At 65.5% G+C, this 26,981-nt stretch carries 25 protein-coding genes, 1 tRNA gene and 1 riboswitch; of the genes, 12 read left to right on the forward strand and 14 right to left on the reverse strand.

From position 1 onward, the window contains the following. Positions 1–43: 43 nt before the first annotated feature. The 3 genes from GYH26_RS04900 to rlmN are packed head-to-tail and all read right to left on the reverse strand — an operon-like array spanning position 44 to position 3,106. Complete coding sequence (locus GYH26_RS04900) at positions 44–1,705, reverse strand: ATP-binding protein (RefSeq protein ID WP_161540704.1); 1,662 nt, start codon at positions 1,703–1,705, stop codon at positions 44–46. Beyond that, a complete protein-coding gene (locus tag GYH26_RS04905) occupies positions 1,680–1,964 on the reverse strand; it encodes a hypothetical protein (RefSeq protein ID WP_161540705.1) in 285 nt (94 codons plus the stop codon). The genes GYH26_RS04900 and GYH26_RS04905 overlap by 26 nt, the downstream gene beginning before the upstream one ends. A 47-nt stretch (positions 1,965–2,011) precedes the next feature. After that, entirely contained in the window at positions 2,012–3,106 is a 1,095-nt protein-coding gene (gene rlmN / locus GYH26_RS04910) for a 23S rRNA (adenine(2503)-C(2))-methyltransferase RlmN (protein ID WP_161540706.1), read from the reverse strand. A gap of 176 nt (positions 3,107–3,282) precedes the next feature. Further along, a riboswitch (SAM riboswitch) is annotated at positions 3,283–3,409 on the forward strand. Between the two features lie 167 nt (positions 3,410–3,576). On the opposite strand from rlmN, the gene GYH26_RS04915 reads away from it, so the two are divergent. The 6 genes from GYH26_RS04915 to GYH26_RS04940 all read left to right on the forward strand — a co-directional run bounded on the left by GYH26_RS04915 (position 3,577) and on the right by GYH26_RS04940 (position 8,718). Further along, positions 3,577–4,905, forward strand: coding sequence for an O-acetylhomoserine aminocarboxypropyltransferase/cysteine synthase family protein (locus GYH26_RS04915; protein WP_161540707.1), 1,329 nt, complete (start codon positions 3,577–3,579; stop codon positions 4,903–4,905). Between the two features lie 22 nt (positions 4,906–4,927). Next, entirely contained in the window at positions 4,928–6,004 is a 1,077-nt protein-coding gene (gene metX / locus GYH26_RS04920; RefSeq protein WP_161540708.1) for a homoserine O-acetyltransferase MetX, read from the forward strand. Further along, positions 5,935–6,918, forward strand: coding sequence for an aspartate kinase (locus tag GYH26_RS04925; protein WP_242006598.1), 984 nt, complete (start codon positions 5,935–5,937; stop codon positions 6,916–6,918). Before metX ends, GYH26_RS04925 begins: the two co-directional genes overlap by 70 nt. 38 nt (positions 6,919–6,956) lie before the next feature. Further along, complete coding sequence (asd, locus tag GYH26_RS04930; protein ID WP_161540709.1) at positions 6,957–8,039, forward strand: aspartate-semialdehyde dehydrogenase; 1,083 nt, start codon at positions 6,957–6,959, stop codon at positions 8,037–8,039. Positions 8,040–8,055: 16 nt separating this feature from the next. Continuing rightward, positions 8,056–8,559: a GNAT family N-acetyltransferase gene (locus tag GYH26_RS04935; RefSeq protein ID WP_161540710.1), complete on the forward strand. Its 504-nt coding sequence runs from the start codon at positions 8,056–8,058 to the stop codon at positions 8,557–8,559. 83 nt (positions 8,560–8,642) lie between these two features. Further along, positions 8,643–8,718 (forward strand) — tRNA-Gly (locus GYH26_RS04940). A 31-nt stretch (positions 8,719–8,749) separates the two neighbouring features. On the opposite strand, the gene GYH26_RS04945 is transcribed toward GYH26_RS04940, so the two are convergent. From GYH26_RS04945 to hemW, 3 genes are all read right to left on the reverse strand, one after another. Further along, positions 8,750–9,253, reverse strand: coding sequence for a DUF192 domain-containing protein (locus tag GYH26_RS04945; protein ID WP_161540711.1), 504 nt, complete (start codon positions 9,251–9,253; stop codon positions 8,750–8,752). Between the two features lie 129 nt (positions 9,254–9,382). Continuing rightward, the gene (locus tag GYH26_RS04950; RefSeq protein ID WP_161540712.1) at positions 9,383–10,879 is read right to left on the reverse strand and encodes a carboxypeptidase-like regulatory domain-containing protein; all 1,497 of its coding nucleotides are present in this window, start codon (positions 10,877–10,879) and stop codon (positions 9,383–9,385) included. A 123-nt stretch (positions 10,880–11,002) separates the two neighbouring features. Continuing rightward, on the reverse strand, positions 11,003–12,154 hold the full coding sequence (gene hemW / locus GYH26_RS04955) for a radical SAM family heme chaperone HemW (RefSeq protein ID WP_161540713.1): 1,152 nt from the start codon (positions 12,152–12,154) through the stop codon (positions 11,003–11,005). 79 nt (positions 12,155–12,233) lie between these two features. Between hemW and GYH26_RS04960 the strand changes: the two genes are divergently transcribed. Together GYH26_RS04960 and GYH26_RS04965 are read left to right on the forward strand one after the other, a co-directional pair. Then, positions 12,234–13,394 (forward strand): DNA double-strand break repair nuclease NurA, encoded by a 1,161-nt coding sequence (locus GYH26_RS04960; protein WP_161540714.1) that lies wholly within the window; start codon positions 12,234–12,236, stop codon positions 13,392–13,394. Positions 13,395–13,416: 22 nt separating this feature from the next. Further along, a complete protein-coding gene (locus GYH26_RS04965; protein WP_012843444.1) occupies positions 13,417–14,001 on the forward strand; it encodes an HAS-barrel domain-containing protein in 585 nt (194 codons plus the stop codon). 3 nt (positions 14,002–14,004) lie between these two features. Here the strand turns inward: GYH26_RS04965 and GYH26_RS04970 are convergent, their stop codons facing one another. Next, positions 14,005–14,502 (reverse strand): hypothetical protein, encoded by a 498-nt coding sequence (locus GYH26_RS04970; protein ID WP_012843445.1) that lies wholly within the window; start codon positions 14,500–14,502, stop codon positions 14,005–14,007. A gap of 173 nt (positions 14,503–14,675) precedes the next feature. Here GYH26_RS04970 and GYH26_RS04975 point away from each other — a divergent pair, with 173 nt between their 5' ends. After that, positions 14,676–14,951: a hypothetical protein gene (locus GYH26_RS04975; RefSeq protein ID WP_161540715.1), complete on the forward strand. Its 276-nt coding sequence runs from the start codon at positions 14,676–14,678 to the stop codon at positions 14,949–14,951. Next, entirely contained in the window at positions 14,941–15,228 is a 288-nt protein-coding gene (locus GYH26_RS04980) for a hypothetical protein (protein ID WP_161540716.1), read from the forward strand. Before GYH26_RS04975 ends, GYH26_RS04980 begins: the two co-directional genes overlap by 11 nt. A gap of 307 nt (positions 15,229–15,535) precedes the next feature. Here the strand turns inward: GYH26_RS04980 and ppdK are convergent, their stop codons facing one another. Further along, the gene (gene ppdK, locus GYH26_RS04985; RefSeq protein ID WP_161540717.1) at positions 15,536–18,217 is read right to left on the reverse strand and encodes a pyruvate, phosphate dikinase; all 2,682 of its coding nucleotides are present in this window, start codon (positions 18,215–18,217) and stop codon (positions 15,536–15,538) included. Between the two features lie 258 nt (positions 18,218–18,475). Between ppdK and GYH26_RS04990 the strand changes: the two genes are divergently transcribed. Next, positions 18,476–19,027, forward strand: a complete 552-nt coding sequence (locus tag GYH26_RS04990; protein WP_012843449.1) for a Dps family protein — start codon at positions 18,476–18,478, stop codon at positions 19,025–19,027. A gap of 5 nt (positions 19,028–19,032) precedes the next feature. Beyond that, positions 19,033–20,352: a glycerate kinase type-2 family protein gene (locus GYH26_RS04995; RefSeq protein ID WP_161540718.1), complete on the forward strand. Its 1,320-nt coding sequence runs from the start codon at positions 19,033–19,035 to the stop codon at positions 20,350–20,352. A 15-nt stretch (positions 20,353–20,367) separates the two neighbouring features. Here GYH26_RS04995 and argB read toward each other — a convergent pair whose 3' ends face one another. From argB to GYH26_RS05025, 6 genes are all read right to left on the reverse strand, one after another. Then, a complete protein-coding gene (argB, locus tag GYH26_RS05000; RefSeq protein ID WP_161540719.1) occupies positions 20,368–21,156 on the reverse strand; it encodes an acetylglutamate kinase in 789 nt (262 codons plus the stop codon). Further along, positions 21,153–22,196: an N-acetylornithine carbamoyltransferase gene (locus GYH26_RS05005; protein WP_161540720.1), complete on the reverse strand. Its 1,044-nt coding sequence runs from the start codon at positions 22,194–22,196 to the stop codon at positions 21,153–21,155. The genes argB and GYH26_RS05005 overlap by 4 nt, the downstream gene beginning before the upstream one ends. Continuing rightward, positions 22,196–23,383 carry an aspartate aminotransferase family protein gene (locus GYH26_RS05010; protein WP_161540721.1) on the reverse strand — a complete coding sequence of 396 codons (1,188 nt, stop codon included), beginning with the start codon at positions 23,381–23,383 and terminating at the stop codon, positions 22,196–22,198. Before GYH26_RS05010 ends, GYH26_RS05005 begins: the two co-directional genes overlap by 1 nt. Positions 23,384–23,486: 103 nt before the next feature. Continuing rightward, positions 23,487–24,524 carry an N-acetyl-gamma-glutamyl-phosphate reductase gene (argC, locus tag GYH26_RS05015; protein WP_161540722.1) on the reverse strand — a complete coding sequence of 346 codons (1,038 nt, stop codon included), beginning with the start codon at positions 24,522–24,524 and terminating at the stop codon, positions 23,487–23,489. Between the two features lie 24 nt (positions 24,525–24,548). Continuing rightward, the gene (locus GYH26_RS05020) at positions 24,549–25,643 is read right to left on the reverse strand and encodes a molybdopterin-guanine dinucleotide biosynthesis protein B (RefSeq protein WP_161540723.1); all 1,095 of its coding nucleotides are present in this window, start codon (positions 25,641–25,643) and stop codon (positions 24,549–24,551) included. Between the two features lie 18 nt (positions 25,644–25,661). Continuing rightward, positions 25,662–26,888 carry an argininosuccinate synthase gene (locus GYH26_RS05025; RefSeq protein ID WP_054683904.1) on the reverse strand — a complete coding sequence of 409 codons (1,227 nt, stop codon included), beginning with the start codon at positions 26,886–26,888 and terminating at the stop codon, positions 25,662–25,664. Positions 26,889–26,981 lie beyond the last annotated feature (93 nt).

Below are 26,981 nucleotides of genomic sequence, written 5' to 3' on the forward strand. Positions count from 1 at the left end.
GAAAGCCTGCCGGAGTTTACGAAATCGCCGCCTTTCGTGCCGCTCAGTTGAACAGGTTTTTCATTTCACTGTCCAGCTCCTCGAAAGAGCGTTCCGGTCCCCGGATGGCCCGGTAGAACGTCTCGTCGTAGGAACGGGTCTGAACCACGACGGGCATGGGCACGGCATGACCCAGAATGAGTGCCTGCTGTTTCGAATCGAGCGAGGCCAGCACCTGGCGCAGTGCGCCCGCGTCGCGCGTGCCCACCAGCGCTGCCGTGATGTCCTTGTCGTCGTTGAGCTGGGCAATGATGCGCGTGCCGATCTGACTGAGCACCTCTTCGTCGATGGCGCTGGGCCGCTGATCCACCACCAGCAGCGACACGAAATACTTGCGCATTTCGCGGGCAATCTTCCCGAAAGGCGTCTCGCGGGCGATGCCCGGCATCAGGAATTTGTGCGCTTCCTCGATCGTGATCATGAGCTGGCGCGGGCGGTCGGCCGGATCCTGGGTCTGCAGGTAGCGCGCCGTCATGTCTTCGTAGGCGGCCCGGACGCGCCGCGTGATCACGTTCGCCACCAGCAGATAGACGCGCAGGTCGTCGTAACGGCCGAACTCAAGGATGACCGACTTGCCGTTGCTCAGCGCTTCAAGCAGATCGTCCAGCACGTCCCGCTTGCCCGTCGACGGTTCCGTCTTGAAAAAGTCGTAGCGCTCGAAAGTGGCCAGTTTGCGTCGCAGTGCCCCCAGCGAGGCCGGATGGGCACCGACTGTCTCGGCCAGTTCGTTCAGTTCGGATTCTGAGGTCTGCAACAGCGTGAGCAGCCAGTTGCGACCGAATTTGCGCTGAAGCAGGTAGCTGCTCTCGGCCGCCGTCTCGTTCAGGTTCAGCGTATCCTGCAGCGGCAGGATGTCTTCGGGCTCGATCTGATCGGCGTACAGGTAGACGGCGCAGTCGGGATCGCGGCCGGTGCGCTCGCGCGTGCCGTTCGGGTCCAGCGAGAAGACCTGCACGCGGTGGGGGAACAGTTCGCGCAGGCCCTTGACGAACGTGCTGCCGTCTTCCTTGCGGGCGTTGTAGCCGTACTCCGAGTGCATGTCGAACACGAGGTTGACGGCCCGGCCCGTCTTGATCGTGCCGCACAGGAGCAGGCGGGTCAGGAAGGTTTTGCCTGTGCCCGTCTTGCCGAAGACGGCATTGGAGCGTTCCACGAACCGCTCCAGGTCGATGCAGACGGGAATCCCCGGCATGCCCAGCGGCTCGCCGATCTGGAAGTAGCGGTTGCCGCCGTCGTTGGCCTCGTGTCCGAAGATGCGGGCCACGTCCTCGGCGGTAGCGCGAGCGACCGGCGCGAAGTGGCTGGGCACCGTCTTGACGGGCAGGATCTCGGCCAGCTCCTGCAGCCCGTCGTTGCGCATCATCAGCATGGGTTTGAGCGTGACGGTAGCGTAGGTGCCCGAGCCCTTCAGGATCTGGCGGAGCAGCCCGTCGCCAGCCGGCGGGGGATTGAGCAGAATGTTTTCGTTGGCGGCGTCGATGCGCACGTCCGTGATCATCGAGAAGAAATCGTACTTCTCGCCCTGAATGACCACGAACGTGCCCGCCACGACGTCTTCGATCGATTCGCCGGCGTCGAGCTTCATCTCGACGCCTTTCGTCAGCGATCCGTGCGTGATGACGCCCAGCCGGTCAGGGCGTTCATTCGGTCGGCGAAGCGGCTCCATGGGGTTCCGGAGTGGGTTGAGAGGCTTCAGGCTGTCGCTGCAGCCATTCCAGCGCTTTTTCCGTGACCAGACCTACGGTGACGGCCACGATCACGTCGAGCAGGAGCCCGGGCAGGATGCGCCGAATGAACAGCCGCGCGGCGCGTGGCAATAGCAGCACGGCCAGCGCGCCGCTGACGAAGCCGCCCACCCAGCGCAGCAGGCTCCACTGCAGCTCGGCGCGGGGATCATACGCGGATTCAGGATGCCGGTTGTTCATGGCTCCATGCGCTCTGGTTGACAGGTTCGCCTGTGGGAGTGACAACGTTATGTCACGGCTTCCGAAGCGGCCTGTTCGCGCACGGCCAGCTGGCCACAGGCCGCGTTGATGTCCTGACCCCGACTCCGACGCACGGTGACCGTGACACCACGATCCACCAGCACGCGAATGAAAGCCTGCAGGCGCTCCTCGGAGGGCCGGTGGAAGGGCAGGCCCTCGACCGGGTTGTAGAGGATCAGGTTGACCTTGCCGGGCGCCTGTTCGGTGATGTCGGCCAGGCGGTGGGCATCTTCGGGCCGGTCGTTGAAGCCCTCGAACAGGCAGTACTCGTAGGTGATCGTCTGGCCGGTACGTGCCTCGAAATAGCGGATGGCGTCGATCAGGTCGTCGAGGTCGGTCTGTTCGTTGCGGTTGACCGGCATGATGGCCGAGCGCTGGGCGTTGGTGGGGGCGTGCAGCGAGACGGCCAGGCGGAAGCGCACGCCGTCCTCGGCCAGTTGCCGGATGCGGCGGGCCAGGCCGACCGTGGAGACCGTGATTCGACGGGGCGAAAGCCCGAGGCCGTCCCGGTCGGTCAGCAGCGCCACGCTTCGGAGTACGGCGTCGTAGTTCAGAAGCGGCTCGCCCATGCCCATGTAAACGACGTTCGTGATGCGCCGCCCGAAGCGCTCCTCGGCCAGCCGGTTGAGTTGCCAGACCTGATCGTAGATTTCGCCGGCCGTCAGGTTCTGCTGAAAGCCCATGAGTCCGGTGGCGCAGAAGGCGCAGCCCATGGCGCAGCCCACCTGGCTGGAGACGCACACGGTCAGGCGCCGGACCCGGCCTGTTTCTTCGTCGAAATCGGGAATCAGCACCGACTCGATGTGGCGTCCCGACGGCAGGCGGAAGAGCACTTTGACGGTCTGGTCGCCGGCCGTGAGCTGGCGCACCGGCTCCAGACGCGTGATGCGGGCGCGTCGGGCCAGTTCGGCACGAAAGGCACGGGGCAGGTCCGTCATCTGCTCGACGGACGTGGCGCCCTTGCCGTAGATCCATTTGAAAAGCTGACGGCCCCGGTAGCGCGGCTCGCCCATTTCCTCGGCCAGCCGCTCCAGCTCTTCGCGATTCAGCGTCCGCAGGTCTATGGGCGTGCGCACGGTCAAGCAGAAGCGTTGATGTTTCAATATGCTTCCAACGCAGGGCCGCTGGAAGGGTTCGAGTGTCAAGGGGGGCAGATAGGCGACCTCTTTGCGCTGTTTTTCACATTGTGGAATCGGTTCCGGTCTGGAACCCCCTCAGAGGGGGTCCGTAGAACGGCCCCAACAAGGATGTTCTTACCAGCTCATCCAGAAGGGTGGAGGGACCAGGCCCTGTGAAGCCCTGGCAACCGCCCCGTTGATCGTCGGGAGACGACGTGGGGAAAGGTGCCAATTCCTGCCTCGCACGACCGCGAGGGGAGATGAGCTGTTCAAGGCGATGCCATGAACAGTGTACCTCTTCCGCGGATCGGCGTGCGGGAGAGGTTTTTTAATGGCCGCCTGGCATGCCGTCCGTAGCATGGGCCTGTGGCCCATCCGGCCTTCGGGGTGAGTTGGCTCGCCGGAAGTTTCACCAACCAACCGTCCACAGGCCCATGAGTCAGCCGCAGCCCAACTACCGTTTCGAGACCCTTCAGGTTCACGGCGGCCAGGAACCCGATCCCGCGACCGGCGCCCGTGCCGTGCCCATCTACGCCTCGACGTCCTTCGTCTTCAAGGACGCCGACCACGCCGCCCGCCTGTTTGCCCTGCAGGAATTCGGCAACATCTATTCGCGCATCATGAACCCCACCAACGACGTGTTCGAGCGGCGGGTGGCGGCGCTCGAAGGTGGGGTAGCCGCTCTGGCCACTTCCAGCGGACAGGCGGCGCAGTTTCTGGCGCTGACGACGCTGGCCGAGGCCGGCGACAACATCGTCTCGACCAGCTACCTCTACGGCGGCACCTACAACCAGTTCAAGGTATCCTTCCCGCGGATCGGCATTCAGGTGCGCTTTGCCGAAGGCGACGATCCGGACTCGATCGAAAGCCTGATCGACGACCGCACCAAGGCCGTTTACGTCGAGACGATCGGCAATCCGCGCTTCAACATTCCGGACTTCGAGCGTCTGGCCGACATTGCCCACCGCCACGGCGTGCCGCTGGTGGTGGACAACACGTTCGGAGCCTGTGGCTATCTGTGCCGGCCCATCGACTACGGCGCCGACATCGTCGTGCATTCGGCCACGAAGTGGATCGGCGGTCACGGTACGACGATCGGCGGGGTGATCGTCGATGCCGGCACGTTCCCGTGGAATAACGGCCGCTTTCCGACCTTTACGGAGCCCTCGCCCGGCTACCACGGCCTGAGTTTCTGGGAGACGTTCGGTCCCAACGGGGTGCTGGGGGTCAACGTGGCCTTCATCATCCGGGCGCGCGTCGAAGGCATGCGCGATTTTGGTCCCTGCCAGAATCCCTTCGGCGCATTCCTGCTGTTGCAGGGACTCGAAACGCTCTCGCTGCGCGTGCAGCGGAGCTGCGACAACGCGCTGGAGCTGGCCCGCTGGCTTCGCGAGCAGCCGCAGGTGGCCTGGGTGAGCTATCCGGGGCTGGAAGATCATCCCTACCACGAGCGGGCGAAAAAGTACCTGCGCAACGGCTTCGGGGCCGTGCTGGCCTTCGGGCTCAAAGGCGGCTACGAGGCCGGACGCGCCTTCGTGAGCAACGTCCGCCTGGCCAGCCTGCTGGCGAACGTGGGCGATGCCAAGACGCTGGTCATCCATCCGGCTTCGACCACGCACCAGCAGCTCACGGCCGAGGAGCAGCTGGCCGCCGGCGTGACGCCCGACATGGTGCGTGTGTCGGTGGGCATCGAACACATTGAAGACATCAAGGAAGATTTTGCGCAGGCGCTGGCCCGCATTCCGGAGACGGCCGCCGCCTGAAATCGAAACCTCGAAGCCGCCCATGACGCAGACGTTCGTGCTGCCTGAATTCGAGCTCGAAAGCGGCGTGGTGCTGCGCCAGGTGCAGGTGGCCTATCGGACCTGGGGCCGCCTGAACCCGGAAGGCACCAACGCGCTGGTGGTCTGCCACGCGCTGACCGGGAGCGCGGACGTCGACCAGTGGTGGGGCGATCTACTGGGGCCTGGCCGGGCGTTCGACACGGACCGCTTCTTCGTGGTGTGTGCCAACGTGCTGGGCTCGCCCTACGGCACCACCTCGCCGCTGACGATCAACCCCGACACCGGCCGTCCCTACGGACCGGAGTTCCCGCTGGTCACCATCCGCGATACGGTCAACCTGCACCGCCGACTGCTGGAGCACCTGGGCGTGCGCCAGGTGGCCGTCGCGGTGGGTGGGTCGATGGGCGGCATGCAGGTGCTGGAGTGGGCCTTCCAGGGCGATTTCGTGCGGGCGATCATCCCGATTGCCGTGGGCGGACGCCATTCGGCCTGGTGCATTGGCTGGAGCGAGGCGCAGCGCCAGGCCATCTACGCCGATCCGCGCTGGCGCGGCGGCTACTACGACCCCGACGATCCGCCGGTACACGGACTGGCCATCGCCCGCATGATCGCCATGATTTCGTATCGTTCTTACCAGTCCTTCGAGGCCCGCTTCGGCCGCCGGCGTATGCTCCGGGGTGAGGAGGAGCTCTTCGCCGTGGAAAGCTACCTGCACTACCAGGGCGAAAAACTGGTGCGCCGTTTCGATGCGAATTGCTACGTGCGTCTGACGCAGAAGATGGACGCGCACGACGTGTCGCGGGGACGGGGGCCGTATCCGGAGGTGCTGGCCGAGGTGCGCCAGCCCGCCCTGGTGGTCGGGATCGACTCGGACGTACTCTACCCGCTGGCCGAGCAGGAAGAACTGGCCACGCATCTGCCCAACGCCTCGCTGTACGTGCTGCACTCGCCCCACGGGCACGATGCGTTCCTGATCGAAACGCAAACCCTTAACGAAGTCCTACGCGAATGGATCTCCGCGAACGTTCCGGTGCAGGCGGCGCCGAGCCCCTGGCCCTCCAGCGAGACCGCCGCCTGAAAGTGCTCAAGTTTGGCGGTACGTCGGTCGGCTCGGCCGAACTGGTGGCCCGCGTGGCCGATCTGATCGTCGAGGCGACCACGACCCATCGCGTCGTGGTCGTGGTGTCGGCCGCGGCCGGGGTTACGAACGAACTGGTGGCCGCCTGGGACGCGCTGCAGCAGGGCACGCTGGACATGCCGGCCCTGCTGGCGCGGCTGCGTCAGCGTCATCGGGCGCTGGCCCAGGTGCTGTCCGAACATGTCGCGCTGCGGCGTAGCTATCTGGCCACGCTCGAAGAGACGCTGGTGCGGCTGGCCCGTCTGCTGGAAGTCGCCCGGCACGATCGGGATTCCGCCTGGCGCGACGAGGTGCTGGCCGTCGGCGAACGCCTGATGGCCCCGCTGCTGGCGGCCGTACTGCGAGCGCGGGGCGTAGCCGCCTTTGCGCAGGATGCTATCGCGCTGATCTGCACCGACGCGCAGTATGGCGAGGCCAACGTGGACCTGGAGGCCACGCGCGAGCGGGTGCAACGCTGGTTTGCCCGGATCGGCCGCCAGACGGTGCCCGTCGTAACCGGCTTCATCGGCGCTACGCCGGACGGCCGCACCACCACGCTGGGGCGTGGGGGCAGCGACTACTCGGCCGCGTTGCTGGCCGCCCTGCTCGGTGCCGAGGTGCTGGAGCGCTGGACCGACGTGGACGGCCTCTACACCGAGGATCCGCGCAAAAGCCCGGACGCCCGGCGCTACCAGACGCTGGTGCTCGAAGAGGCCTGGGCCTGGAATCATGCGGGCAAGCTGGGCATGCACCGCAAAGCACTCGATCCGCTGGTGGCCGCCGGCATTCCGGTGCACATTCGCTCCACAATGGCACCCGAGCGGCCGGGTACCTGGCTGCTTCCGGCCGATGCTCCCCAGTCGCTGACAGGTTGAAAATAACTTTTCGGAAAACAAAACCCTGAGCAAAAAAGATGGCACAGCCCCGTTTTCGTGTAGGTATTCTCGGCGCGACCGGCGCCGTCGGTCAGAAGTTCGTGGAATTGCTGGCCGATCATCCCTGGTTCGAAATCAGCGTCCTGGCGGCTTCGGACCGCTCGGCCGGCAAGCCCTATCGAGAGGCCGCCAACTGGATCGGCAGCCGCCCCATTCCGCCCCAGGTGGCCGATCAGGAGGTCGTGCCGATCTCGACCGAGCTGGATTGCGACTTTGTGTTTTCCGGACTCAGCGCCGACGTGGCCGGCGAGATCGAAGGCCAGCTGGCCGAAGCCGGCTATCCGGTCATTTCGAACGCCCGCAACTACCGGATGCGCGAGGACGTGCCGCTGTTGATTCCGGAGATCAATCCCGAGCACACGGCGCTGATCGAGCGCCAGCCCTGGCGCGAAAAAGGTGGTTTCATCGTCACGAATCCGAACTGCTCGACGGTGGGGCTCGTGTGCGCGCTCTACCCGCTGGTCAAAACGTTCGGCGTCGAGCAGGTGCACGTGACGACGCTACAGGCGCTTTCGGGGGCGGGCTATCCGGGCGTGCCGTCGCTGGACGCTACGGCCAATGTGATCCCCTTCATCGGCGGCGAGGAGGAGAAAATGGCCACCGAGCCCCGCAAGATTCTGGGGCAACTGGTGGACGGCCGCATCGAACCCGCCACGATCCGCATCAGCGCCCAGTGCAACCGGGTGCCGGTGCTCGAAGGCCATCTGGAATGCATTTCGGTGAAGCTGGCCCGACCGGCGTCGGTCGAGGAAGTGCGGGAGGTGCTCCGCACATTCCGGAGCCCGATTGCCGACCTGGGCCTGCCGACGGCACCGGATCAGCTTCTGCATGTGTTCGACGAACCGCACTTTCCGCAGCCGCGCCGCCACGCCGAACTGGGGCGGGGCATGACCGTCTCGGTCGGGCGCATCCGGCCCTGTGAGGTCTTCGACGTAAAGTTCGTGGCGCTGGTGCACAACACGATCCGCGGGGCGGCCGGTGGGGCCGTGCTGAACGCCGAACTGCTGGTGCGTCAGGGCTACCTGAAACCGCGTCGCAGCCCGGTCGTTGCCGAGGCCTGAGAGCCCGGACGACGACATGCCCCAGGTTTCAATACGGCCGGCCCGCTGGGAGGACGCCGAAGCACTGGAGGCGCTCTGGTGGCGCCTGCTTGAAGAACAGGCGGCGCTGGACCCGACCTTCGCGCCCGCCGAGGATGCCCGCCGCCGCTGGCGCAACGACTTCATGCTGTGGGTACGCGACCGGATGTACCGATTGCTGGTGGCGGAGCGATCCGGCGAGCTGGTGGGCTTCGTCTCGGCGCACCAGTGGAGCCCGCCCCCGATCTACCGGCAGGAGCTGGAGGTTTACATCGACGAGCTGTACGTGTTGCCGGACTATCGGCGGCAGGGGATCGGGGCGCAGCTGGTGGCGGCCGTCCGTGCCTGGGCGCAGGAGGTGGGCGCCGTGCGACTCCGACTGGGCGTGCTGGCCGCCAATCGCGAGGGACTGGCCTTCTGGGAACGCCAGCAGGCCCGGCCGTTTTCGCTGACGCTGATCATTCCTTTGACGGAATTTCAAAAGCCGGAATCGGAAACCTGAGCACCCCCTTTGGCGATAAAAGGCATCGCCAGCGGGTTGACAGGCGACGTTGAAAGTCGTATCATGAGACCCGCTGGCAACGAGCGGAAGTAGCTCAGCTGGTAGAGCGTCTGCTTGCCATGCAGAAGGTCGCGGGTTCGAGTCCCGTCTTCCGCTCCACCCGCCTGCTCTCGTGAGCAGGCGGGTTTTTTTATGGACGGGCGGCCGCGAGGGGGCGCGCGTGGCGGCGCCAGCGGATCCGATCGCCCTCAAGAATGCCGTAGGTATCGGTGAAGCCGGCAGGCACTTCCACCACGAAACGCGCCGGGTACTGCGAGGAGATTGTCTCGGTCGAATAGGGGCGTGTGTATTTGGCGATCGAGACGATCTGCGAGTCGCCGTTCACGAAGATGATGTCGAGCGACAGCGGCGTGTTGGCCATCCAGAAGCCCTGCATTTCTTCGCGTTCGAAAATGAACAGCATGCCGCTGCGTTCGGGCAGGTGCGTGCGTTCCATCAGGCCGCGCTGACGGGCCGAGTCGGTGTCGGCAATCTCGATGGCGATGGTCACAAGCGTGTCGCCGTCGCGCACGAAGGCCAGGTGGCCGTCTTCGCGAAAAGGAATGCTGCGTTCGAGGGAGGAAGCCGGGCGGCGGGTCGATTCGGTGCAGCCGATGAGTAGCAGGCAAAGTGCAACGAGTGCCAGACGATGCATAGCGCTGATCCGTTCAGTCTGTCTGTGGGGCTGGAGATGCCCGAAAAATAGGAGAGCAGTCGCTGATCTTCCACAAAAAAGCTCCCCCGAAAGGTCGGGGGAGCTTTCGAAAACATGGTGAAGGTCCGGTCAGTTCAGCGGAATGAACACTTTCAGACGATTTCCTTCGATCTGGATCTCGCCTGCTTCGGAGAGCACCTTGGCGGAGCCGGCTTCCGGACCGAACGTCCAGGTTAGCTTGCCATTGGGACCATCCACCTTGATGACGACCGCTTCGACGGTGGGGGTACCGCCTTCGTCGAGCGTTTGATCTTCGACGACGCGGAAGAAGAATTCGGTAATGCCCGGGCCGCGGAGGACGTCGTCGTAGGTCGTCTCGGCACCCAGTACCTGGAAGCCGGTGTCCCCGAGTTCCACATCGGTATGGCCGACGGCTTTGACTTTCGTGCCCTGCGCCTCTACGGAAATCCGGGTGCCCGGTGCCAGTGGATTGCCCAGGTGGTCGGTGATCTTGAGCAGATAGGACTGGTTCAGTCGGGCGACCGGAATCCCCGGCAGACAGTTGTTCTGGTCATCCAGCATGCACGGATCGATGTTCGGCGGCCCGGAAAAGACGATCGGGATGCTTCGGGTGACCGGTTGCTGGTTGCGGTCGGCCGTGGTCGCCGTGATGATGGCGATGCCGTCAGGCGGCAGCGGATTGGCCGAGTAGAGCGTAACGCTTCCCTGGCCGTTGGCACCGGTCAGCACCGAACCGGTGATGACGCCGTGCGTGGTCGTGAAATAGACGGCCGTGCCGGGCCTGACCGGATTGCCATACTGGTCGCCAACGATCACGCTGATCGTGTTTTCCAGGCCGTAGGCGACCCAGCCGGGGAAGTTGTACTGGGCCGGGGCCAGCGTGAAGAAGTTCTGATCCGGCAGACCGCCGTGGATGGCCAGGCTGACCGGCTGCGAGCGGATGGTGCGGCCATTTACGTTGGCTTCGGCCACCACCTGCACGACGCCGGCTTTCGTGCCGCTGGCCACATGCACGCGCACGCGGCCGCTGTTGTCGGTCTGGGCTTCCTCGGGGAAGAGATACTCGCCGCCGCCCGGCTGCACCCCGAAGCGGAAGCGCACGCGCACGGCATGATCGAGCACGACGGGACGCCCCATCGAGTCGGAGACCTGAAAGACCAGTTCGGCCGTTTCTTTCGAGCCGCTTTCGCGCACGCCAATGGCCTGGTCCGACTGCGACAGCAGCAGAATGTTGGCCGCCTCGCCCGAAACAGGCTCCTCGGTGGCCGTGCGCGTCAGTCGAAGCACAGGCACCTCGATCGTACGATCCGGCACGGCCAGTACCGGCAGTGAGGCGCTGCTGTAGCCGGTCTTGGTAGCGCTGACCGTCAGTTCCATCGTACTGTCGATGGTCACCTCGAAGCGATAGCGCCCTACCGAATCGGTCTCGGTGATGAGTCCCTGCGGCTGCAGTTGCACCAGTGCACCGACGATCGGGTCGTTCGTTTCGGCGTCGAGCACCTGGCCGGTCAGCGTCACGATGCCGGCCGTCTCTTCCGTGGTCGCCTGATCACAGCCGGCCCAGAATAGCACGCCGGCCACCAGCAGGAAAAAAATGCGTCGCATGGGTAGCTCCGTAATCCCGTTCCGTTTCCCGTTTGGCAGAGACAGGTCCGTGCCTGCAGCTTCTTCGCGGGTATCGGCGAAGAGCTTCGGCGCTTTAGCTACCGGCCGCAAAGTCGGTGCCGTTCAGAGCAGACGGGCGACGATGGCGTCGCAGACGTGTCGGCCTTTGCGGCTCAGGCGGAGCTTTCCGTTGCGGATGGGTTCGATCAGCCCCTCGGCTTCCAGTTCGGCCAGCTCGTCCAGCCGTTCGCAGAGCAGGTCCACCCCGTAGCGTTCGGCGTAGTGATCCAGGTCCAGCCCCTCGGCCGTGCGAAGCCGCAGGTACAGATATTCTTCGGCGAGCTGGTCGTAGGAGAGTCCTTCGCGAAACTCCAGCGGCAGGTGGTGCTGGGCCAGCAGCGCTTCGTAGCGGCGGATGTTGCGCACGTTGGCCCACCGGTAGGCGCCCGGCTCGGGTAGCTGGCCCCACCAGAACGAGTGCGCCGAGGGTCCGAAGCCCAGGTAGTTGCCGTGCCGCCAGTACGTGTGGTTGTGGCGCGACTGATAACCCGGCCGCGCGAAGTTCGAGATCTCGTAGTGCTCGTAGCCCCGCGCCTCCAGATACTCCATCGCAAAGTCGTAGCAGGCCCGGTAGGTCTCCTCGTCGGCCGGCTGCACCAGACCACGTTCGACCTGTTTGTAGAGCACGGTACGCGGTTCGATCGTCAGGCTGTAGGTCGAAACGTGTGGAATGTCGCGATCGGCCACCTTCTGCAGGTTGGCCATCCAGTATTCGAGCGGCTGGTCGGGCAGTCCGAAAATCAGATCGACGTTGAAGTTTTCAAAGCCGGCGCGGCGGGCGTTTTCGATGGCCGCCTCGGCCTGCTCGGCCGTGTGCGCCCGGTTCATGAAGCGCAGATCGGCCTCGTAGAACGACTGCACCCCGATCGAGAGCCGGTTGATGCCCAGGCTGTGCAGCCCGCTCAGGTAGTCGCGCGAGGCGTCTTCCGGATTGACCTCGAACGTCACCTCCTGCAGCGCCGACAGGTCGAAATGCCGGTAGAGCTCGTTCAGCACGCGGGCGACTTCTTCGAGCGAAAGGCGCGAAGGGGTACCGCCGCCGAAGTAGATCGTCTCGATCGGCTCCAGGCGGCCGTAGAGCTGGCCGTAGTACTCGATCTCGGTGCAGAGCGCCTGCACGAAGGTGGGGTGCAGCCGCTGGCCCGTGACGAAGTAAAAATCACAGTAAATGCAGCGCTGCTTGCAAAAAGGAATGTGAAGGTAGATGCCGGCCATTGCAAAAGGCTTGCGTGTGCGCTCGTTTGATCGGAACTTAAACGCCAGAACGATCCCCCTATTCCAGCCGAGGGCATCGATGCTCGATTTTGTTCGTCTCCAGCAGCAGTTGCGCGGCTTTGCCGCCTACCAGCAGCAGCAGCGCGATCTGCTTCAGGAAAAACTGCAGGCGGCGCTGGACGCCTGGCGGCAGGTCGGCGACGTAGAAGCGCTGCTGGAGGAAGTGGATCGGGTCCGGCCGAGCTGGCTGGTGGCCCGTCCGCTGGGCGAGCGCCTGCAGGAGCAGGTGCGCGTACCGTCGCGGCCGGCGCAGGTGACCGTGGTGGCCGCCGACGGCTCCCAGATCTTTCCGGACCGTCACGTGGAGCCTCCGTGTTTTCTGCTGAACGTGGGGCGGGTGGCCTTTCAACTGGGCACGCACGAGCCGGTTCGGCTCGAGTCGATTCCGCGTTTCTGCTTCCGCCAGGAAGAGGTGCACGAGCTGCTGGACGATCGGCTGGAGTCGGTCTCCGTCGAGATCGTCTCGGCGTTGCGCGACGAATTCGAGCTGGAGGCGCTGCTGGAGCTGGCGCGGGAGGCACGTCGGGATGAGCGCCCGCTGGTGGCGTTGCTCGACGGTACGCTCATCCGCTGGATGATCCGCCGCCTGCACCAGCGTGAGCTGGAAGAGCAGTTCATCCGGCATTATGTGGCGCTGCTGGAGCAGTTTCGTCGGGAGCGGATCCCGGTCGCCTCGTACATCAGCATGCCCGGCGGAGCGGAGGTGGTGAACCTGTTGCGCGTGGCGCGCGGCGAGTGCACGCCCGATCCGCCGTCGCTTTCGCTGGACGGACTGGCCGATCGGCTGCTGTTTTCGCGTCTGCTGCGGCCCGGCGAGCGCTCGGGGCTTTTCCTTTCGGGCTCGCACATCCAGCGGGCCTACGCCGAGCCGCATCGGATCGTCTGCACCTATCTGGCCGTGCCCGGTCCGTATGGCCAGGCCGAAATCGCCCGGGTCGAGTTTCCCCACTGGGTAGCCGAGGAGAACGGGTGGGTGGACCTGGTCTGCGCCGTGCTCCTGAAAGAATGCGAGAAAGGCAGCGGCTATCCCATGGTGCTGGCCGAGGCGCACGAGCAGGCGGTGATCCGGGCGCCCGAGCGCGAGGCGTTTTACGAACTCATCGGCCGCCAGCTCTGGCGGAGTGGCCTGCCGGTGGGGCAGTCGCGCAAGCAGACCAGCAAGCGCCGGCCTGTACTCTGAAGCAACCTGACCTGAGGTTAAGATGCCCATAGGAGAAGTCATCGAGTCGAGCACGCGTCAGTTCGTGGCCGAGGTGTACCGGGATCAGCCGCCGCCGGCTTTTGGAAGCTGGGTGCGGGTGGTGCAGCCGGACGGCCGCACGATCTACGGGCTGGTCAGTCACGTCGAGATGGGTAGCGTGGAGCCCGGCCGTCGGCCGATGGCGCTGGGCCGCTCGCCCGACGAGCTGCGCCGCGAAATGCCTCAGGTGCTGGAGCTGATCCGAACGACGTTTCGGGCGCAGGTGCTGGCCTACGAGGATCCTGATGGGCGCATTCATCAGACGCTACCGCCCTATCCGGCCGGCATTCATGCCTTCGTCGAGGCGTGCCCGCTCGAGATCGTTCGGCGGCTGGGGCGACCTTACGACTTTCTGCGCACGCTCGTGCAGAATCCCGATCCGGCCGTGCCCGTGGACGATCTGCTGGTGGCCGTGCTCCGGCAGATCCACGACGGCCACAGCGACCCCGAGCGCGAGCAGGCGCTGATCGAAGCCGGCCGCGTGTTGAGCCGTCTGCTGCGCGACGACCACGAGCGGCTGCAGGCCATCCTGCGCCGCGTGGTGTGAGGCTTAGAAGATCACCCCGATGCGGACGGGCAGCACGACGTCCACGTTGCGTTCGCCCACGACCAGGGTGGGGTTGAGTTCATAGAAGACCTGCGTTTCGCGCAGAAGCTGCACCCAGCCGAAGCCGAAGTGGACGGTCGGGCCGCTCTCGCCGCTGTAGCGCTCCGAAAGCGGCGCGTAGGCGCCGAAGCCGCCCAGGATGTAGAAGGCCTGGCGTCCGTGGGGCGGAAACGTCACGATGGCCGAAAGCTGCGGGTCGAACACGTAGCTGGCCTCGTCGCGGCCCCGGAAGATGAAGCCCGTGAAGCCCAGATCGACCGCCAGCGACAGATCGGCGCTGACCGGCGCGGCGGCCCGGGTCCGCACGCCCAGTCCCAGCCCCTCGGCCGTCGTAAGCAGGGCGTTGAAGCCCAGTCCGACGCGCGCCTGCCGCTGTGCGGAGGCCGTTCCGGCCAGCGCCAGCAGCATCAGGACGAAAAGAAGGCTTCGGCAGTGCTTCATGGTTGGTGCCTGCGTTGATGGACGAGGTTGCTTGAACGGCCGGCATGCCGGAATTTAGAAATTCCGCCGCACATAAAAAGCCCCGGCCTGTAAGGTCTTGTTGAAACCGACGTAACCGATCCTCCGGAAGTTGCGTATCTTTCAGACGATTTGAATCAAGCAGGGAGCAGGTTATGGGTTTCTGGGAATTTCTGACCACGCTGGCCGTGGCGGTGGTGTTGCCGCTGGCCATAGTTCATCTGATTCTCAGCTACCGGCGCGAGAAGCTCAAGCTGCGGCAGGGGCCGTCGCTGGGCGCACGCGAGCTGCAGCAACTGGTGCGGCAGGCCGTCGAGGAAGCCCAGCAACCGCTGCTGGCCCGTATCGAAGCACTGGAACGCCAGCTCAGGGCGTTGCCTGCATCCCGTGAAACGGTCACTCCAGAAAAAACGGCATCCCATGATTCCTGAAAATCTCTTTTACCTCAGGCTTGTTACCCTTGTCATCGGCATTTCGGCCCTGACGGTGTGGGCGATCGTCCGCTATCTGGCGCGGCGTCGTCCGGTGACGGAGGGGCCGGCGCTCACGAAGCGGGAGCTGGAACAGCTCATCGAAACGACGGTGCGGCGGGCCGTGGCACCGCTGGAAGCCCGGCTGGAGCGGCTGGAACGTCAGCTATCGCCTCCGTCCGAAGCGTCCCGACCTCCATTCCGCCGGGAGGCCGAACAACCGGAGCAGCCCGGCTGATTTCGGCCAGTGCATGATGGGGCAGCGCTCCTTGTGCCGGACACAATTCGGCGGATACGACAGGGCGGACACAGCGGTCCGCCCCTATGTGGTGGGGAGGTGGCACCGTAGTGTGCGCCCGCGCTTTCAGTCTGGGGAGGAGGCGTGGTCATGGGATTTCGCGCACATGCACCATGCGGCCGAGAACGCATGATGCGTCCGTTTCGGCGTCGCTGATTGCATGGAGGGCACGTATTTGCAAAGAAGGGCCGCCGGTCACTTACCGGCGGCCCTTCTGGTTCGTGCGGTTATTGTCCGGACAGATAGATTAGCTGGCGGCTTCCGCCTCGGCCACCTCTTTTTCCTTACGGGCTTCGGCCCGCAGGTGCGCCTGGGCGGCCGCCAGACGAGCGATCGGCACGCGGAAGGGTGAGCACGAGACGTAGTCGAGCCCGACCTCGTAGCAGAAGGCCACCGAAGCCGGATCGCCGCCGTGCTCCCCGCAGATGCCCACCTTCAGCGAAGGCCGAGTGGCCCGGCCGCGCTCGGTGCCCATCCGCACCAGTTGCCCGACGCCTTCCTGGTCGAGCGTCTGGAACGGATCATCCTTCAGGATCTTGTTTTCGATGTAGTAGGGCAGGAACTTGCCGGCATCGTCGCGGCTGTAGCCAAAGGTGAGCTGCGTCAGGTCGTTCGTGCCGAACGAGAAGAACTCGGCCACCTCGGCGATCTGGTCGGCCACCAGCGCCGCACGGGGCACTTCGATCATCGTGCCGACCAGGTAATCGACGCGGTCGCCTTTCTCCTGGAAGACCTTTTCGGCCGTCTCTTCGATCACCCGACGCTGATGCTCGATCTCCTCGCGGGTGCCCACCAGCGGCACCATGATCTCCGGATGCACCTCGACGCCTTCCTGCTTCAACTCGACGGCCGCCTCCAGGATGGCCCGCGTCTGCATCTCGGTAATCTCCGGATAGGTGATGCCCAGGCGGCAGCCGCGATGGCCGAGCATCGGGTTGAATTCTTTCAGCGCTTCGACCTTGGCTCGGACGGTTTCGACCGGGATGTTCAGGGCACGGGCCAGCTCTTCCTGCTCCTTCTCGTCGTGCGGCAGGAACTCGTGCAACGGCGGGTCCAGCAACCGGATCGTGACCGGCTTGCCGGCCATTTCGCGGAAGATGCCCCGGAAGTCCTCCTTCTGGTAGGGCAGGAGCTTGGCCAGCGCCGCCTTCCGCTCCTCGAGCGTCGAGGCCAGGATCATCTCCCGCATGGCCAGGATCCGGTCGCCCTCGAAGAACATGTGCTCGGTGCGGCACAGCCCGATGCCCTCGGCGCCGAACTCCACGGCCTTGCGGGCGTCCTGCGGCGTGTCGGCGTTCGTGCGGACGCCCAGCGTCCGGAATTCATCGACCCACTCCATGAAGCGGGCAAAGTCGCCCGAAAGCGAGGGCTCGACCAGCTCCTCCTTACCGAGAATGACCTCACCCGTCGAGCCGTTGATCGAGATCCAGTCGCCCTCCTTGACGACCACGTCGCCCGCGCGGAAGGTCTTTGTCTTGTAGTCGATCACGATGTCGCCGCAGCCGGCCACGCAGGGCTTGCCCCAGCCACGGGCCACGACGGCCGCGTGCGAGGTCATGCCGCCGCGCGAGGTCAGGATGCCCTCGGCCGCGTGCATACCGCCCACGTCCTCGGGGCTGGTCTCCACGCGCACCAGGATCACGCGCTTGCCCTGCGCCTTCCAGGCCTCGGCATCCTCGGCCGTGAAGACCACCTGGCCGACGGCCGCACCCGGCGAGGCCGGCAGGCCACGTCCAATCACGCGGTCCTTGTAGGCCGTCTCGTCCTTGAAGCGCGGATGCAGGAGCTGGTCCAGGTGCGCCGGCTCGACCAGATCGCGCACGGCCGTCTTCTTGTCCACCAGCCCTTCGTCGACCATATCCACGGCGATCTTGACGGCCGCCACGCCCGTCCGCTTCCCGTTGCGGGTCTGCAGGATGAAGAGCTTGCCTTCCTGAACGGTGAACTCGATATCCTGCATGTTCTTGTAGTGCCGCTCGAGCAGTTCGGCCAGGCGTAGCAGCTCCTCGTACACCTCCGGCATGATCTGCTTGAGCTCGGAGATGCTCTTAGGCGTGCGGATGCCGGCCACCACGTCTTCGCCCTGGGCGTTGATCAGGAACTCGCCGTAGAGTTCTTTTTCGCCGGTGGCCGGGTTGCGCGTGAAGCACACGCCCGTGCCGCTGCGCTCGCCCATGTTGCCGAAGACCATCGCCTGCACGTTGACAGCCGTGCCGAGCAGCCCGCGAATCTTGTGAATCTGGCGATATTTGACGGCCCGCTCGCTGTTCCACGACTTGAACACCGCGTTGATGGCCTTGTAGAGCTGCTCGTAGGGGTCTTCGGGGAAGAGCGAGCCGGTGTGCTGGCGATAGACCTCTTTGTAGCGGCGCACCAGCTCCTTCAGCGCTTCCGCATCGAGTTCGGTGTCTTCTTTGACGCCTTTTTCCTTCTTGAGCGCATCGAGCACCTCCTCGAAGTAGTCGTGCTTGACGCCCATCACCACGTCGCCGAACATGTCGATGAAGCGGCGATAGGCGTCGTAGGCGAAGCGCTCGTTGTTGGTGCGCCGGGCCAGCCCTTCGACGACCTGGTCGTTGATGCCCAGGTTCAGCACCGTGTCCATCATACCGGGCATCGAAATAGCCGCACCACTACGCACCGAGACCAGTAGCGGGTTTTCCGGGTCGCCGAAGCGCGCGCCCATGAGCTGTTCGATGTGCCGGATGCCCTCGCGCACCTGCTCCTCGAGGCCTTCCGGCCACCTGTCACCGTGCTCGTGGTAGTAGGCGCAGGCTTCCGTGGTGATCGTGAAGCCCGGTGGTACCGGCAGGCCGATCGCGCTCATTTCGGCCAGGTTGGCCCCTTTGCCACCCAGCAGATCGCGCATGTCCTTGTTGCCTTCGGCCTGTCCGCCGCCGAAGCGGTACACGTACTTTTTCGCATTCATGGGACCCCCTTGGAAAGCGTTTTCGTGAAACAGATATTGAAAAGAACCCGATGCCTTCCGGCAACTTTTTTTCATAAGATAGACTTCTATCGCCCGTTGTCAACCGGGCCGTGCAAAATGGACAGGTTTGTCAACAATCGAGGCATAAGCTGTTAAAATTTTGTTTTTACTTTACGAACAGGAGTCTTTGCTCCTGAAAAGAATGGGTGAAGCGTAATTTTTAAAACGATTAAATTCCTGCAAACAAACGGAAAAGCCATGCAAGGAGTTGAAAAACTACCACAGGTTTTTGGCGAGCCGGCGCGGCCGCGCACGGAGGTGCGCATGAACACGGTGGGGCTGCCCCGGCCGGTGGTCGAGCAGTTGCTCCCGCATCTGGACGCCTTCCAGGCTTCGCTCTGGGTGCTCTATCACCAGTATCACAAGCATCACTGGTTGGTCGAAGGGGAAACCTACACGGAGCTGCACCGCTTCTTCCAGGAGTGCTACGAACAGGTGCACGAGAGCCTGGATCGCATTGCCGAGCGGATCACGTTGCTGGGCGGCGTGCCCACCTGTCATCCGGAGGAGCTGATCAAGCGGTCGTTTCTGACGCACGAGCCGGAAGGCGTCTATGCGGTGGAGGCCATGTTGCAGCACGACCTGCGGGCCGAACGCGAGCTGTGCATTCAGCTCCGGGGTAGCATTGCGCTGGCGCTGGAATTGAACGAACACGGCACGCGTCGCCTGCTGGAAGACGTGCTGCAGGCGGCTGAGGCGCGGGCCACACAGCTGGCGCACTTCCTGGGAGATCACGCCGCAACCGAGTAAGCCGCATGAGTCATCATCAGGACCTTGTAGCCGACGCACAGGCCATCTTCCGGGCGGCCGTGCGCGGCGCACAGGCCGACGTTTTGCTGACCCAGACGCCCTGGACCACCTGGGCGCCTCGGCCGCTGGACCAGTACCGGCGCGTGGTGGTGATCGGGATGGGCAAGGCGGCTATGGCCATGGCCGGTATGGTGGAGCAGCAACTGGGCGAGCGGATCGCCGAAGGCGCGGTGGTGGTCCCGCACGGCCACACGCAGACGCCTCCGCCGCACTGTCCACCTCCTCGACGAATCGAAGTGCTGGAGGCCGGGCATCCCGTGCCGGACGAACACAGCGTGCAGGCAGCTCGGCGCATCCTGGCGCTGGCCGAAGATTGTGCGGAGGACGATCTGCTGCTGGTGCTCATCTCCGGCGGCGGTTCGTCGCTGTGTGCGGACTTCGAGCCGCCGGTAACGCTGGCCGACGCGCAGCAGACCTTCCGGCTCCTGCTCGAAAGCGGCGCCGACATCCATCAGATCAATACGGTGCGGAAGCACCTGTCGCGCATCGGCGGTGGGCGTCTGGCCCGGGCGGCCGCCCCGGCCGACGTGCTGGCGCTGGTCATCTCCGACGTGGTGGGCGACGATCTGTCGGTCATCGCCAGCGGGCCGACCGTGCCGGACCCCACCACGTTTGCCGAGGCCATCGCCGTGCTGCGGCGCTACGGCCTCTGGCATCGCGTGCCCGGGTCGGTGCGTGTGCGTCTGGAGGCAGGCGTTACCGATCCGTCGCTCGAGACGCCCAAGCCGGCCGATCCGCGTTTTGCCCGGGTCGTGACGCGGCTGATCGGCACGAACCGACGGGCACTCGAGGCGGCCGCCGACGAAGCCCGCCAGCGCGGCTACTCGGTGCGCATCGTCACGGATCGGCTGACTGGCGAGGCGCGCGAAGTGGCGCCCCGCCTGGTGACGGCCCTGCGCAACGTGCGCGACGATCGGCCGGTGTGCCTGCTCTGGGGCGGTGAAACCACCGTCACGGTGCGGGGCAGCGGTCGGGGCGGACGCAACCAGGAGCTGGCGCTGGCCGCCACGCTCGCCATGGAGGGCTGGGACGCGGAGGCCGTGCTGCTCAGCGGCGGGACCGACGGCCGCGACGGCCCCACCGATGCCGCCGGCGCCTGGGCCACACCCGACACCGCGCCCCGGGCGCGCGCCTGCGGCATGGACCCCCGGACTTACCTCGACAACAACGACGCCTACACTTTTTTCGAGGCGCTCGATCAACTGCTGTTTACCGGCCCCACGCATACGAACGTGATGGACGTGCAGGTGGGACTGCGGCGGTAAACTGAAGGCTCGCGCTCAAGGAACGACGGAGGTGGCCCGACGGCGGGCGAGCAGATCGTCGGGAGCCAGGATGTGCACCTCGGGGATGCCGCGGTCCAGTGCCTGAAACGCCACCTCCAGTTTGACGCGCATGCCGCCGCCGATCCATCCGTCGCGCAATCCGGCCTCGAAGGTGGCCCGGTCGCAGTAGAGCAGAAGACTGGAGGGGTCGTCCGGGTTGCGGCGTACGCCACCGGTTTCGGTCACGAGCAGGAACGCGCGGGCCTGGAGCGCCTCGGCCAGCGCGCAGGCCACCGTATCGGCGTTCACGTTGTAGAGCTGGCCTTCGTCGTCGATGCCGAGCGGCGCCACCACGGGCACGTAGCCACCTTCCAGCAGGTGCTGCAGCAGGGCCGGCTCGACGCGCGCCACGTCGCCGACGAAGCCGAAGTCCACCGTTTTGCCTTCGATCGTCCAGGGCGGGCGGCGACGCACGCGCAGCGTGCCGCCGTCGGCGGCCGCCAGTCCAACGGCCGGGAGGCCATGCTGCAGGGCGGCGGCCACCAGGCGCAGGTTCAGCTCGCCGCGCAGCGCCCACTGGAGAATCTGCAGGTCCAGTTCGGTAGTCACGCGGCGGCCCTGTACGATGCGGGGCTGATGACCGAGCCGACGGGCCAGTGCCGTGGCCTGTGGGCCGCCGCCGTGCACGACCACGACGGGCGCCTCTCTGCGCAGGCCGGCCACGCCTTTCCAGAAGGCGTCAAGCGCTTCGGGCGCTTCGAGCAGGGCGCCGCCGATTTTGACCACGATCGGGCGGGTACTCATGGGTCGAAGGGAGGCAGATGCCACACGTACTCCAGGATGGCTTTCTGGGCGTAGAGTCGGAAGGCGGCCTGTTTCAGATGAATGGCCTGCGGGCTGTCGAGCACGGCGTCGTCCACCACCACGTTACGGCGGACGGGCAGGCAGTGCATGAAAGCGGCCCGTCGCGTGCGAGCCATCAGCTCGGGAGTGACGCGCCAGTGGCGGTACTGCGCCCGCAGCGCCGCTTCGTCGTCGGGCGCGGTGTAGACCAGCCGGCTGCCCCACGACTTGGCATAGATGATTTCGGCCCCCTCGAACGCCTCGGCCTGCTCGTGCACCACCGTCACGCGCCCGCCGCGGGCGGCGGCGTCGGCCTGCGCCCGGGCCATGACGCCTTCGTCCAGCTCGAAACCTGGCGGATGGGCCACGACCACGTCCATGCCCAGGCGGGCGGCCATCAACAGCGCCGAGTTGGGGACGGCCATCGGCAGCGGGCGCGGATGGTAGGCCCAGCTCAACACGAAGCGTCGGCCCTGCACGGCACCGCCCAGGTGCTCCAGAATGGTGGCAGCGTCGGCCAGCGCCTGGCAGGGGTGGTAGAAAGCCGACTCCAGGTTGATGACAGGCACCGTGGCGGCGCGGACGATTGCCCGCAGCAGCACCTCATCGCGATCCTGCATGTAGTCGGTCTGCGAGGCGAAGACGCGTACGCCCAGCGCATCGTAGTACGCTGAGAGCACACCGATGGCCTCGCGGATGTGCTCGGCGGCCGGGCCGTCCATGACCACGCCGTCGCGCCACTCAATCTGCCAGGTGCCCTGGCCGGCCACCAGCGTGGTGGCATGGGCGCCGAGCTGCACGGCCGCCAGCTCCATGGACGTGCGCGTGCGCAGTGAGGGATTGAAAAACAGCAGCCCGAGGCTTCGATGACGGGCCGCCTGACTCCAGGCATGTTTGCCCTGGCGATAGTGCTCCAGCGTGCGCGTCAGGCAGCGTTGCCAGGTGTCGTCGTCGATATACTGCCAGTCGATCAGATGCCGGGGAGGCGGAAGTTCTTCCATCAGACCGTCGGGGTTTCTGGCTGGTTAACAAGAACCTGCAGGAACGTTTCGAGGAAGGCGTCGATGGCGTCGTCCGGCGTGTTGAGCGGCGGCATGAGCCGGATGACGTTCGGGTGGCTGGCGCTTCCGGCGAGCACGCCCTGCTCGCGCAGGCGGGCCAGCACCGGCGCCGCCGGGCGGTCCAGTTCCAGCCCGATCAGGCAGCCCCGCCCCCGCACCGCCACCACGTGGTCGGCCACGCCCCGGCGGATGCGTTCGAAGATGGCCGGTGCGCGCGCCATGAGCCCTTCGTCCCGGATCGTTTCGAGCGTGGCCGTTACGGCCGCCATGGCCAGCATGCCGCCGCCGAACGTGGTGCCCTGGTCGCCCGGTTTGACGTGGGCGGCAATCTTGTCGGAAACCAGCACGGCGCCCACCGGCACGCCCGAGCCCAGACTTTTGGCCAGCGTGATCAGATCCGGGCGGACGCCGTACTGCTCGGAGATGGAGAAGGTACCGGTGCGGCCGACCCCCGTCTGCACCTCGTCGAAGATCAGGACGACGCCGTGGCGGTCACACAACTGCCGCAGCTCCCGGTAGTAATCCACGGGTGCCTCGTAGACGCCCGCCATGCTCTGGATGGGCTCCAGGATGATGGCGGCGATGTCGTCGTGACGGTCAAGCAGACGTTCGACGGCCTCCAGGTCGCCCATCGGCACAAAATGCGTGGGCGGCAGCACCGACAGATAGGGTTTGCGGTAGCCGATGGGCTCGGTGGCGGCCAGGCTGCCCAGCGTGCGTCCGTGGAAGCCACACTCCAGCGCGATGAGGCCGGGCTTGCCCGTCCAGGCACGGGCCAGCTTGAGCGCCGTCTCGTTGGCTTCGGTGCCCGAATTGCAGAAGAACACGTGGCGCAGTCCTTCGGGTGCCATCTCGGCCAGCAGGGCGGCCGCGCGCGCCCGCACCGGACTGTAGACTACGTTCGAGTAGAACAGCAGGCGAGCGGCCTGCTCCTGAAGGGCCTGCACGACGCGCGGCGGGCAGTGCCCCAGCAGCGTGACGCAGTGGCCGCCGTAGAAGTCCAGGTAGCGGCGCCCTTCGGTATCCCACACGTAGCACCCTTCGCCGCGCACGAGCGCTACCGGGTACTTGCGGTAGGTGGGAATCTGAAACGTGTCTTCCAGCTGAATGACTTCCTGCGTGTTCATCGTTGTTTTAAATCGCAAGTCGTTCTGTTTACAGAGGGCATGCTGCATCGATGGTTCGGGAAGCACATGAAAAAAGCCGGGTCGATTGCGGCCCGGCTCTGTACTATGCGTGCACGTCAGCAGGTGCAGGGGTAGGGAGCAGGCCGGCCGTCTGGGGCAGCCCCAGCAGCAGGTTCAGGTTCTGGATGGCCTGGCTGGCGGCACCTTTGAGCAGGTTGTCGAGCGCAAAGCCCACCACCAGGTGGCCGTCGCGCACGATCCAGCCCAGATCGCAGAACGGCGTGTGGACGGCATAGCGCAGCTCGGGAAGCTGGTCGGGCCACAGGCGCACAAAGGGGGCCTGGCCGTAGGCGGCTTCGTACCAGCTGGCCACTTCATCGGCACCTATGCCGTCGGGCAGCGCCACGTGCACCGTACCCCAGATACCGCGCGTCCATGGACCCGAGGCCGGTACGAACGCGATGTGCAGGCCGGGGCCGACCACCTGCTGCACCTCGGGCAGGTGCTGATGCGCCAGCACCTTGTAAGCGCGGACGTTCCCGTCGCGCTCGGGGAAGTGGGTGGTGGCTTTGGGCTTAACGCCGGAGCCGGAGGCCCCGGTCAGTGCCGTGACGGCAACCGTGGCGTCCTTGAGGTGCCGGCTCAACGGCCAGAGCGCCAGTGCCAGCCCTGTGGCAAAGCAGCCCGGATTGGCCAACAGGCGCGTGTCGGCGGCGTAGGGCGTATAGACTTCGGGCAGACCGTAGACGAATCGCCCGAGCAGTTCGGGAGCGGGGTGGTCGAAGCCGAACCATGCCGGGTAGATAGCGGCTTCCCGAAAGCGAAAGTCGGCGCTCAGGTCGATGATGACGCCCCGGTAGCCGCTTTCGAGCAGATGCTGTACGGTGCGGGCACCCTGGCCGTGCTCGGCGGCAATCAGCACGGCGTCCAGTTCCGAAAGCGCCAGCGCGTCTTCCTCAACGAACGTCAGCTCGGTCTGGCCCCGGAGTGCCGGATGGGCGTACCAGAGCGGTCGTCCCGCGAATGTGCGGCTCGTGACGGCCACCAGCTGACAGTGCGGGTGAGCCAGCAGCAGGCGGATGAGTTCGCCGCCGACGTAACCGGCGCCGTGCAGGATGGCGATCCGTTTCGTTCCAGTCATTGGACTCCTTTGCCCTCAGATACGTCAGGATACGGCGACAGCTACGCCATTACCGTTGTGGTAATGGGGTAAAGGGCGGACGGCCGTCCGCACCGAGCGGGCGATGAGTTGTCCGAGCGCCTCGGCATCCTGACGGGCGTTGAGCGCCGGGATGCCCATGGCGTGCTGGATGTACCGCTTGCCGACGGCGTTGTCGGTGACCGGACCGGTGATGACCGTGATCTGTGCGTGATAGCGTGTCCGGAAGAGCTGGTCGGCGGCCCAGGCCCCGGCCAGGTCGGTAGCGGCCACCACATGCGCCCGCGTAAAGCGCTGCAGCTCCTTGTCGAGCAGCAGCTCATCGACGCCGTAGTAGCCGATGAACCCGTCGCCGAGTTCGACGACGATCACATCCGGCGCGAACGTGTTCAGGTGGGCGATAAGCCCTTTGGCCAGCGGCGCCATTTCCTTGTTGGTGGAGGAGACGACGCCTGCATCGATGAACGTGACGCTGGCGATAGCGCCATTTTCTTCCATGAGCCGGGCATCGCGCAGCAGCGCCGCGCCGGTGAGCTTGCCTGCGGCCACGCGCATGCCGTGTTCGGTCAGGTAGCGGATGATCTGGGCAGCGGCGAACGTCTTGCCCGTGTTCATCGAGGTGCCGCTGACCATGACCAGCGGGGCCGAGTGCGTGAGCGAAAAGACCGGCTCCAGCGCATGGTCCTGCACGCGGGCGTGCCGCTTTTGGCCGTCCACGTCTACCACGACGGCGCCCAGCACCTCCACGCGCAGCGCCGGACCCAGGTCCGGGTGGTCCGAGGTGCACTGGCCCAAGATGCCGCCCATGTTCAGGATGTGCAACACGTCGCCCACCTGGATGCGACGAGGGATACGGCCGCTGTACCCCTTGAGCGCCTGGCGTTCACCGAGGGCCCCCACGATCAGATCGCCCCGGCGGATCGTCTGGAACGTACCGTCGGTGCATTCCAGCTGGTTGTACGTGGTTTTTTCTTCGAGCGCCCGTACCACCAGGCAGTAGCCTTCTTCGGCCACGATGTACGAGGTGATCTCGAGCTCGTGGGAGAGCCGGCACGGGGCGGTGCTCGATCCGATCTTGTCGACGGTCAGTTGCTGGTACATGGCTCCAGGTGTTTTGGGTTAAGCGGCCGTCTGGTTGGTTTCGTAGGAGGAAGCCGACTGGCGGGCCCGGGCAGCCAGCAGGGCCTGCACGCCGTAGATGCGTGTAAAGCCCTGCGCGTCGCGCCCGTCCCAGAGCCGGTTCTGTTCGCCGTAGGTGGCAATCTTCGAATTGAACAGGGAATAGGGACTGTCGCAGCCGAGCACGTCGATGTGGCCCTTGAAGAGCCGCACGCGCACGGTGCCCGTCACGGTCTGCTGGGAGGAATCCAGAAACGCCTCGATGTCGCGCATGACCGGGTCGAAGTACTGGCCTTCGTGCAGCAGCATGCCGTAGAAGTCGGCCAGGTGATCTTTCTGATACCGCTGCCAGCGCGTCAGCACGATCTTTTCCAGTTCCCGGTGCGCGGTGATCAGGATCAGGGCGGCAGGTGCTTCGAAACCCACGCGGCCCTTGATGCCCAGGATCGTATCGCCTACGTGGATGCCCCGGCCCACACCGTGGGCTGCACCGAGTTGGTTGAGGCGCTCGATGAGCGTGACCGGATCCATCGCCTCGCCGTCGAGGGCGGTCGGGATGCCCTGCTCGAAGGCGATCGTCAGCTCCAGTGGCGTATCGGGCGCCTGCGCCGGCGGGACCGTATCGGGGTAGGCCTCGTCGGGCAGCGGCTCGGTGGTCGTGTGCGTCTCGCGCCCGCCGATCGTCGTGCCCCAGAGGCCCCGGTTGATCGAATAAGCCGTCTTCTTTTCCGGCACCTCGATGCCCCGTTCTTTCAGGTAGGCTGTGGCCGCCTCGCGGCTGAGACCCAGCTCCCGGATTGGCGTCAGAATCTCCAGGTCGTCGGCCAGGATGCGCAGTGCCACGTCGAAGCGGACCTGGTCGTTGCCGGCGCCCGTCGAACCGTGCGCAATGGCCCGGGCACCGAGCTGGCGCGCCACCTCTACTACCTTGCGGGCCTGTACGATGCGCTCCGGACCCACGCAGAGCGGATAGACGCCGCCACGCAGCACGTTGCCCTTGATCAGGTAGCTCAGATGATCCCGAAACAGATCGTGGCGGCCGTCGATCGTGAAGTGGCCGGCCGCGCCGAGCTTCTGCGAAAGCGCCTCGATCTCGGCGATGGCCGCTTCGGTCAGGCCGCCCGTGTTGACGGTGACCGTGTAGACCGGCTCGCCGTACGTTTCCCGCAGGTAGGGGACGCAGAACGAAGTATCCAGACCGCCGCTGAATGCCAGAACGATGGACATTGTGTTTGCTTCGTTGAACTACAGGGTTAAAAAGAAAGGCGCCGGCTCCTCAACGGAACCGGCGCCCTGTCTATTTTCGATCGTTCAGTTCAA

The sequence above is a fragment of the Rhodothermus marinus genome, from assembly GCF_009936275.1.
Taxonomy (GTDB): domain Bacteria; phylum Bacteroidota; class Rhodothermia; order Rhodothermales; family Rhodothermaceae; genus Rhodothermus; species Rhodothermus marinus_A.

Bases quoted from the DNA above. Each gene is read 5' to 3' on its own strand.
- GYH26_RS04900 (WP_161540704.1), bottom strand. From the start codon at position 1,705: ATGGAGCCGCTTCGCCGACCGAATGAACGCCCTGACCGGCTGGGCGTC.
- GYH26_RS04905 (WP_161540705.1), bottom strand. From the start codon at position 1,964: ATGAACAACCGGCATCCTGAATCCGCGTATGATCCCCGCGCCGAGCTG.
- GYH26_RS04915 (WP_161540707.1), top strand. From the start codon at position 3,577: ATGAGTCAGCCGCAGCCCAACTACCGTTTCGAGACCCTTCAGGTTCAC.
- metX (WP_161540708.1), top strand. From the start codon at position 4,928: ATGACGCAGACGTTCGTGCTGCCTGAATTCGAGCTCGAAAGCGGCGTG.
- GYH26_RS04925 (WP_242006598.1), top strand. From the start codon at position 5,935: ATGGATCTCCGCGAACGTTCCGGTGCAGGCGGCGCCGAGCCCCTGGCC.
- asd (WP_161540709.1), top strand. From the start codon at position 6,957: ATGGCACAGCCCCGTTTTCGTGTAGGTATTCTCGGCGCGACCGGCGCC.
- GYH26_RS04935 (WP_161540710.1), top strand. From the start codon at position 8,056: ATGCCCCAGGTTTCAATACGGCCGGCCCGCTGGGAGGACGCCGAAGCA.
- GYH26_RS04945 (WP_161540711.1), bottom strand. From the start codon at position 9,253: ATGCATCGTCTGGCACTCGTTGCACTTTGCCTGCTACTCATCGGCTGC.
- GYH26_RS04950 (WP_161540712.1), bottom strand. From the start codon at position 10,879: ATGCGACGCATTTTTTTCCTGCTGGTGGCCGGCGTGCTATTCTGGGCC.
- hemW (WP_161540713.1), bottom strand. From the start codon at position 12,154: ATGGCCGGCATCTACCTTCACATTCCTTTTTGCAAGCAGCGCTGCATT.
- GYH26_RS04960 (WP_161540714.1), top strand. From the start codon at position 12,234: ATGCTCGATTTTGTTCGTCTCCAGCAGCAGTTGCGCGGCTTTGCCGCC.
- GYH26_RS04965 (WP_012843444.1), top strand. From the start codon at position 13,417: ATGCCCATAGGAGAAGTCATCGAGTCGAGCACGCGTCAGTTCGTGGCC.
- GYH26_RS04970 (WP_012843445.1), bottom strand. From the start codon at position 14,502: ATGAAGCACTGCCGAAGCCTTCTTTTCGTCCTGATGCTGCTGGCGCTG.
- GYH26_RS04975 (WP_161540715.1), top strand. From the start codon at position 14,676: ATGGGTTTCTGGGAATTTCTGACCACGCTGGCCGTGGCGGTGGTGTTG.
- GYH26_RS04980 (WP_161540716.1), top strand. From the start codon at position 14,941: ATGATTCCTGAAAATCTCTTTTACCTCAGGCTTGTTACCCTTGTCATC.
- ppdK (WP_161540717.1), bottom strand. From the start codon at position 18,217: ATGAATGCGAAAAAGTACGTGTACCGCTTCGGCGGCGGACAGGCCGAA.
- GYH26_RS04990 (WP_012843449.1), top strand. From the start codon at position 18,476: ATGCAAGGAGTTGAAAAACTACCACAGGTTTTTGGCGAGCCGGCGCGG.
- GYH26_RS04995 (WP_161540718.1), top strand. From the start codon at position 19,033: ATGAGTCATCATCAGGACCTTGTAGCCGACGCACAGGCCATCTTCCGG.
- argB (WP_161540719.1), bottom strand. From the start codon at position 21,156: ATGAGTACCCGCCCGATCGTGGTCAAAATCGGCGGCGCCCTGCTCGAA.
- GYH26_RS05005 (WP_161540720.1), bottom strand. From the start codon at position 22,196: ATGGAAGAACTTCCGCCTCCCCGGCATCTGATCGACTGGCAGTATATC.
- GYH26_RS05010 (WP_161540721.1), bottom strand. From the start codon at position 23,383: ATGAACACGCAGGAAGTCATTCAGCTGGAAGACACGTTTCAGATTCCC.
- argC (WP_161540722.1), bottom strand. From the start codon at position 24,524: ATGACTGGAACGAAACGGATCGCCATCCTGCACGGCGCCGGTTACGTC.
- GYH26_RS05020 (WP_161540723.1), bottom strand. From the start codon at position 25,643: ATGTACCAGCAACTGACCGTCGACAAGATCGGATCGAGCACCGCCCCG.
- GYH26_RS05025 (WP_054683904.1), bottom strand. From the start codon at position 26,888: ATGTCCATCGTTCTGGCATTCAGCGGCGGTCTGGATACTTCGTTCTGC.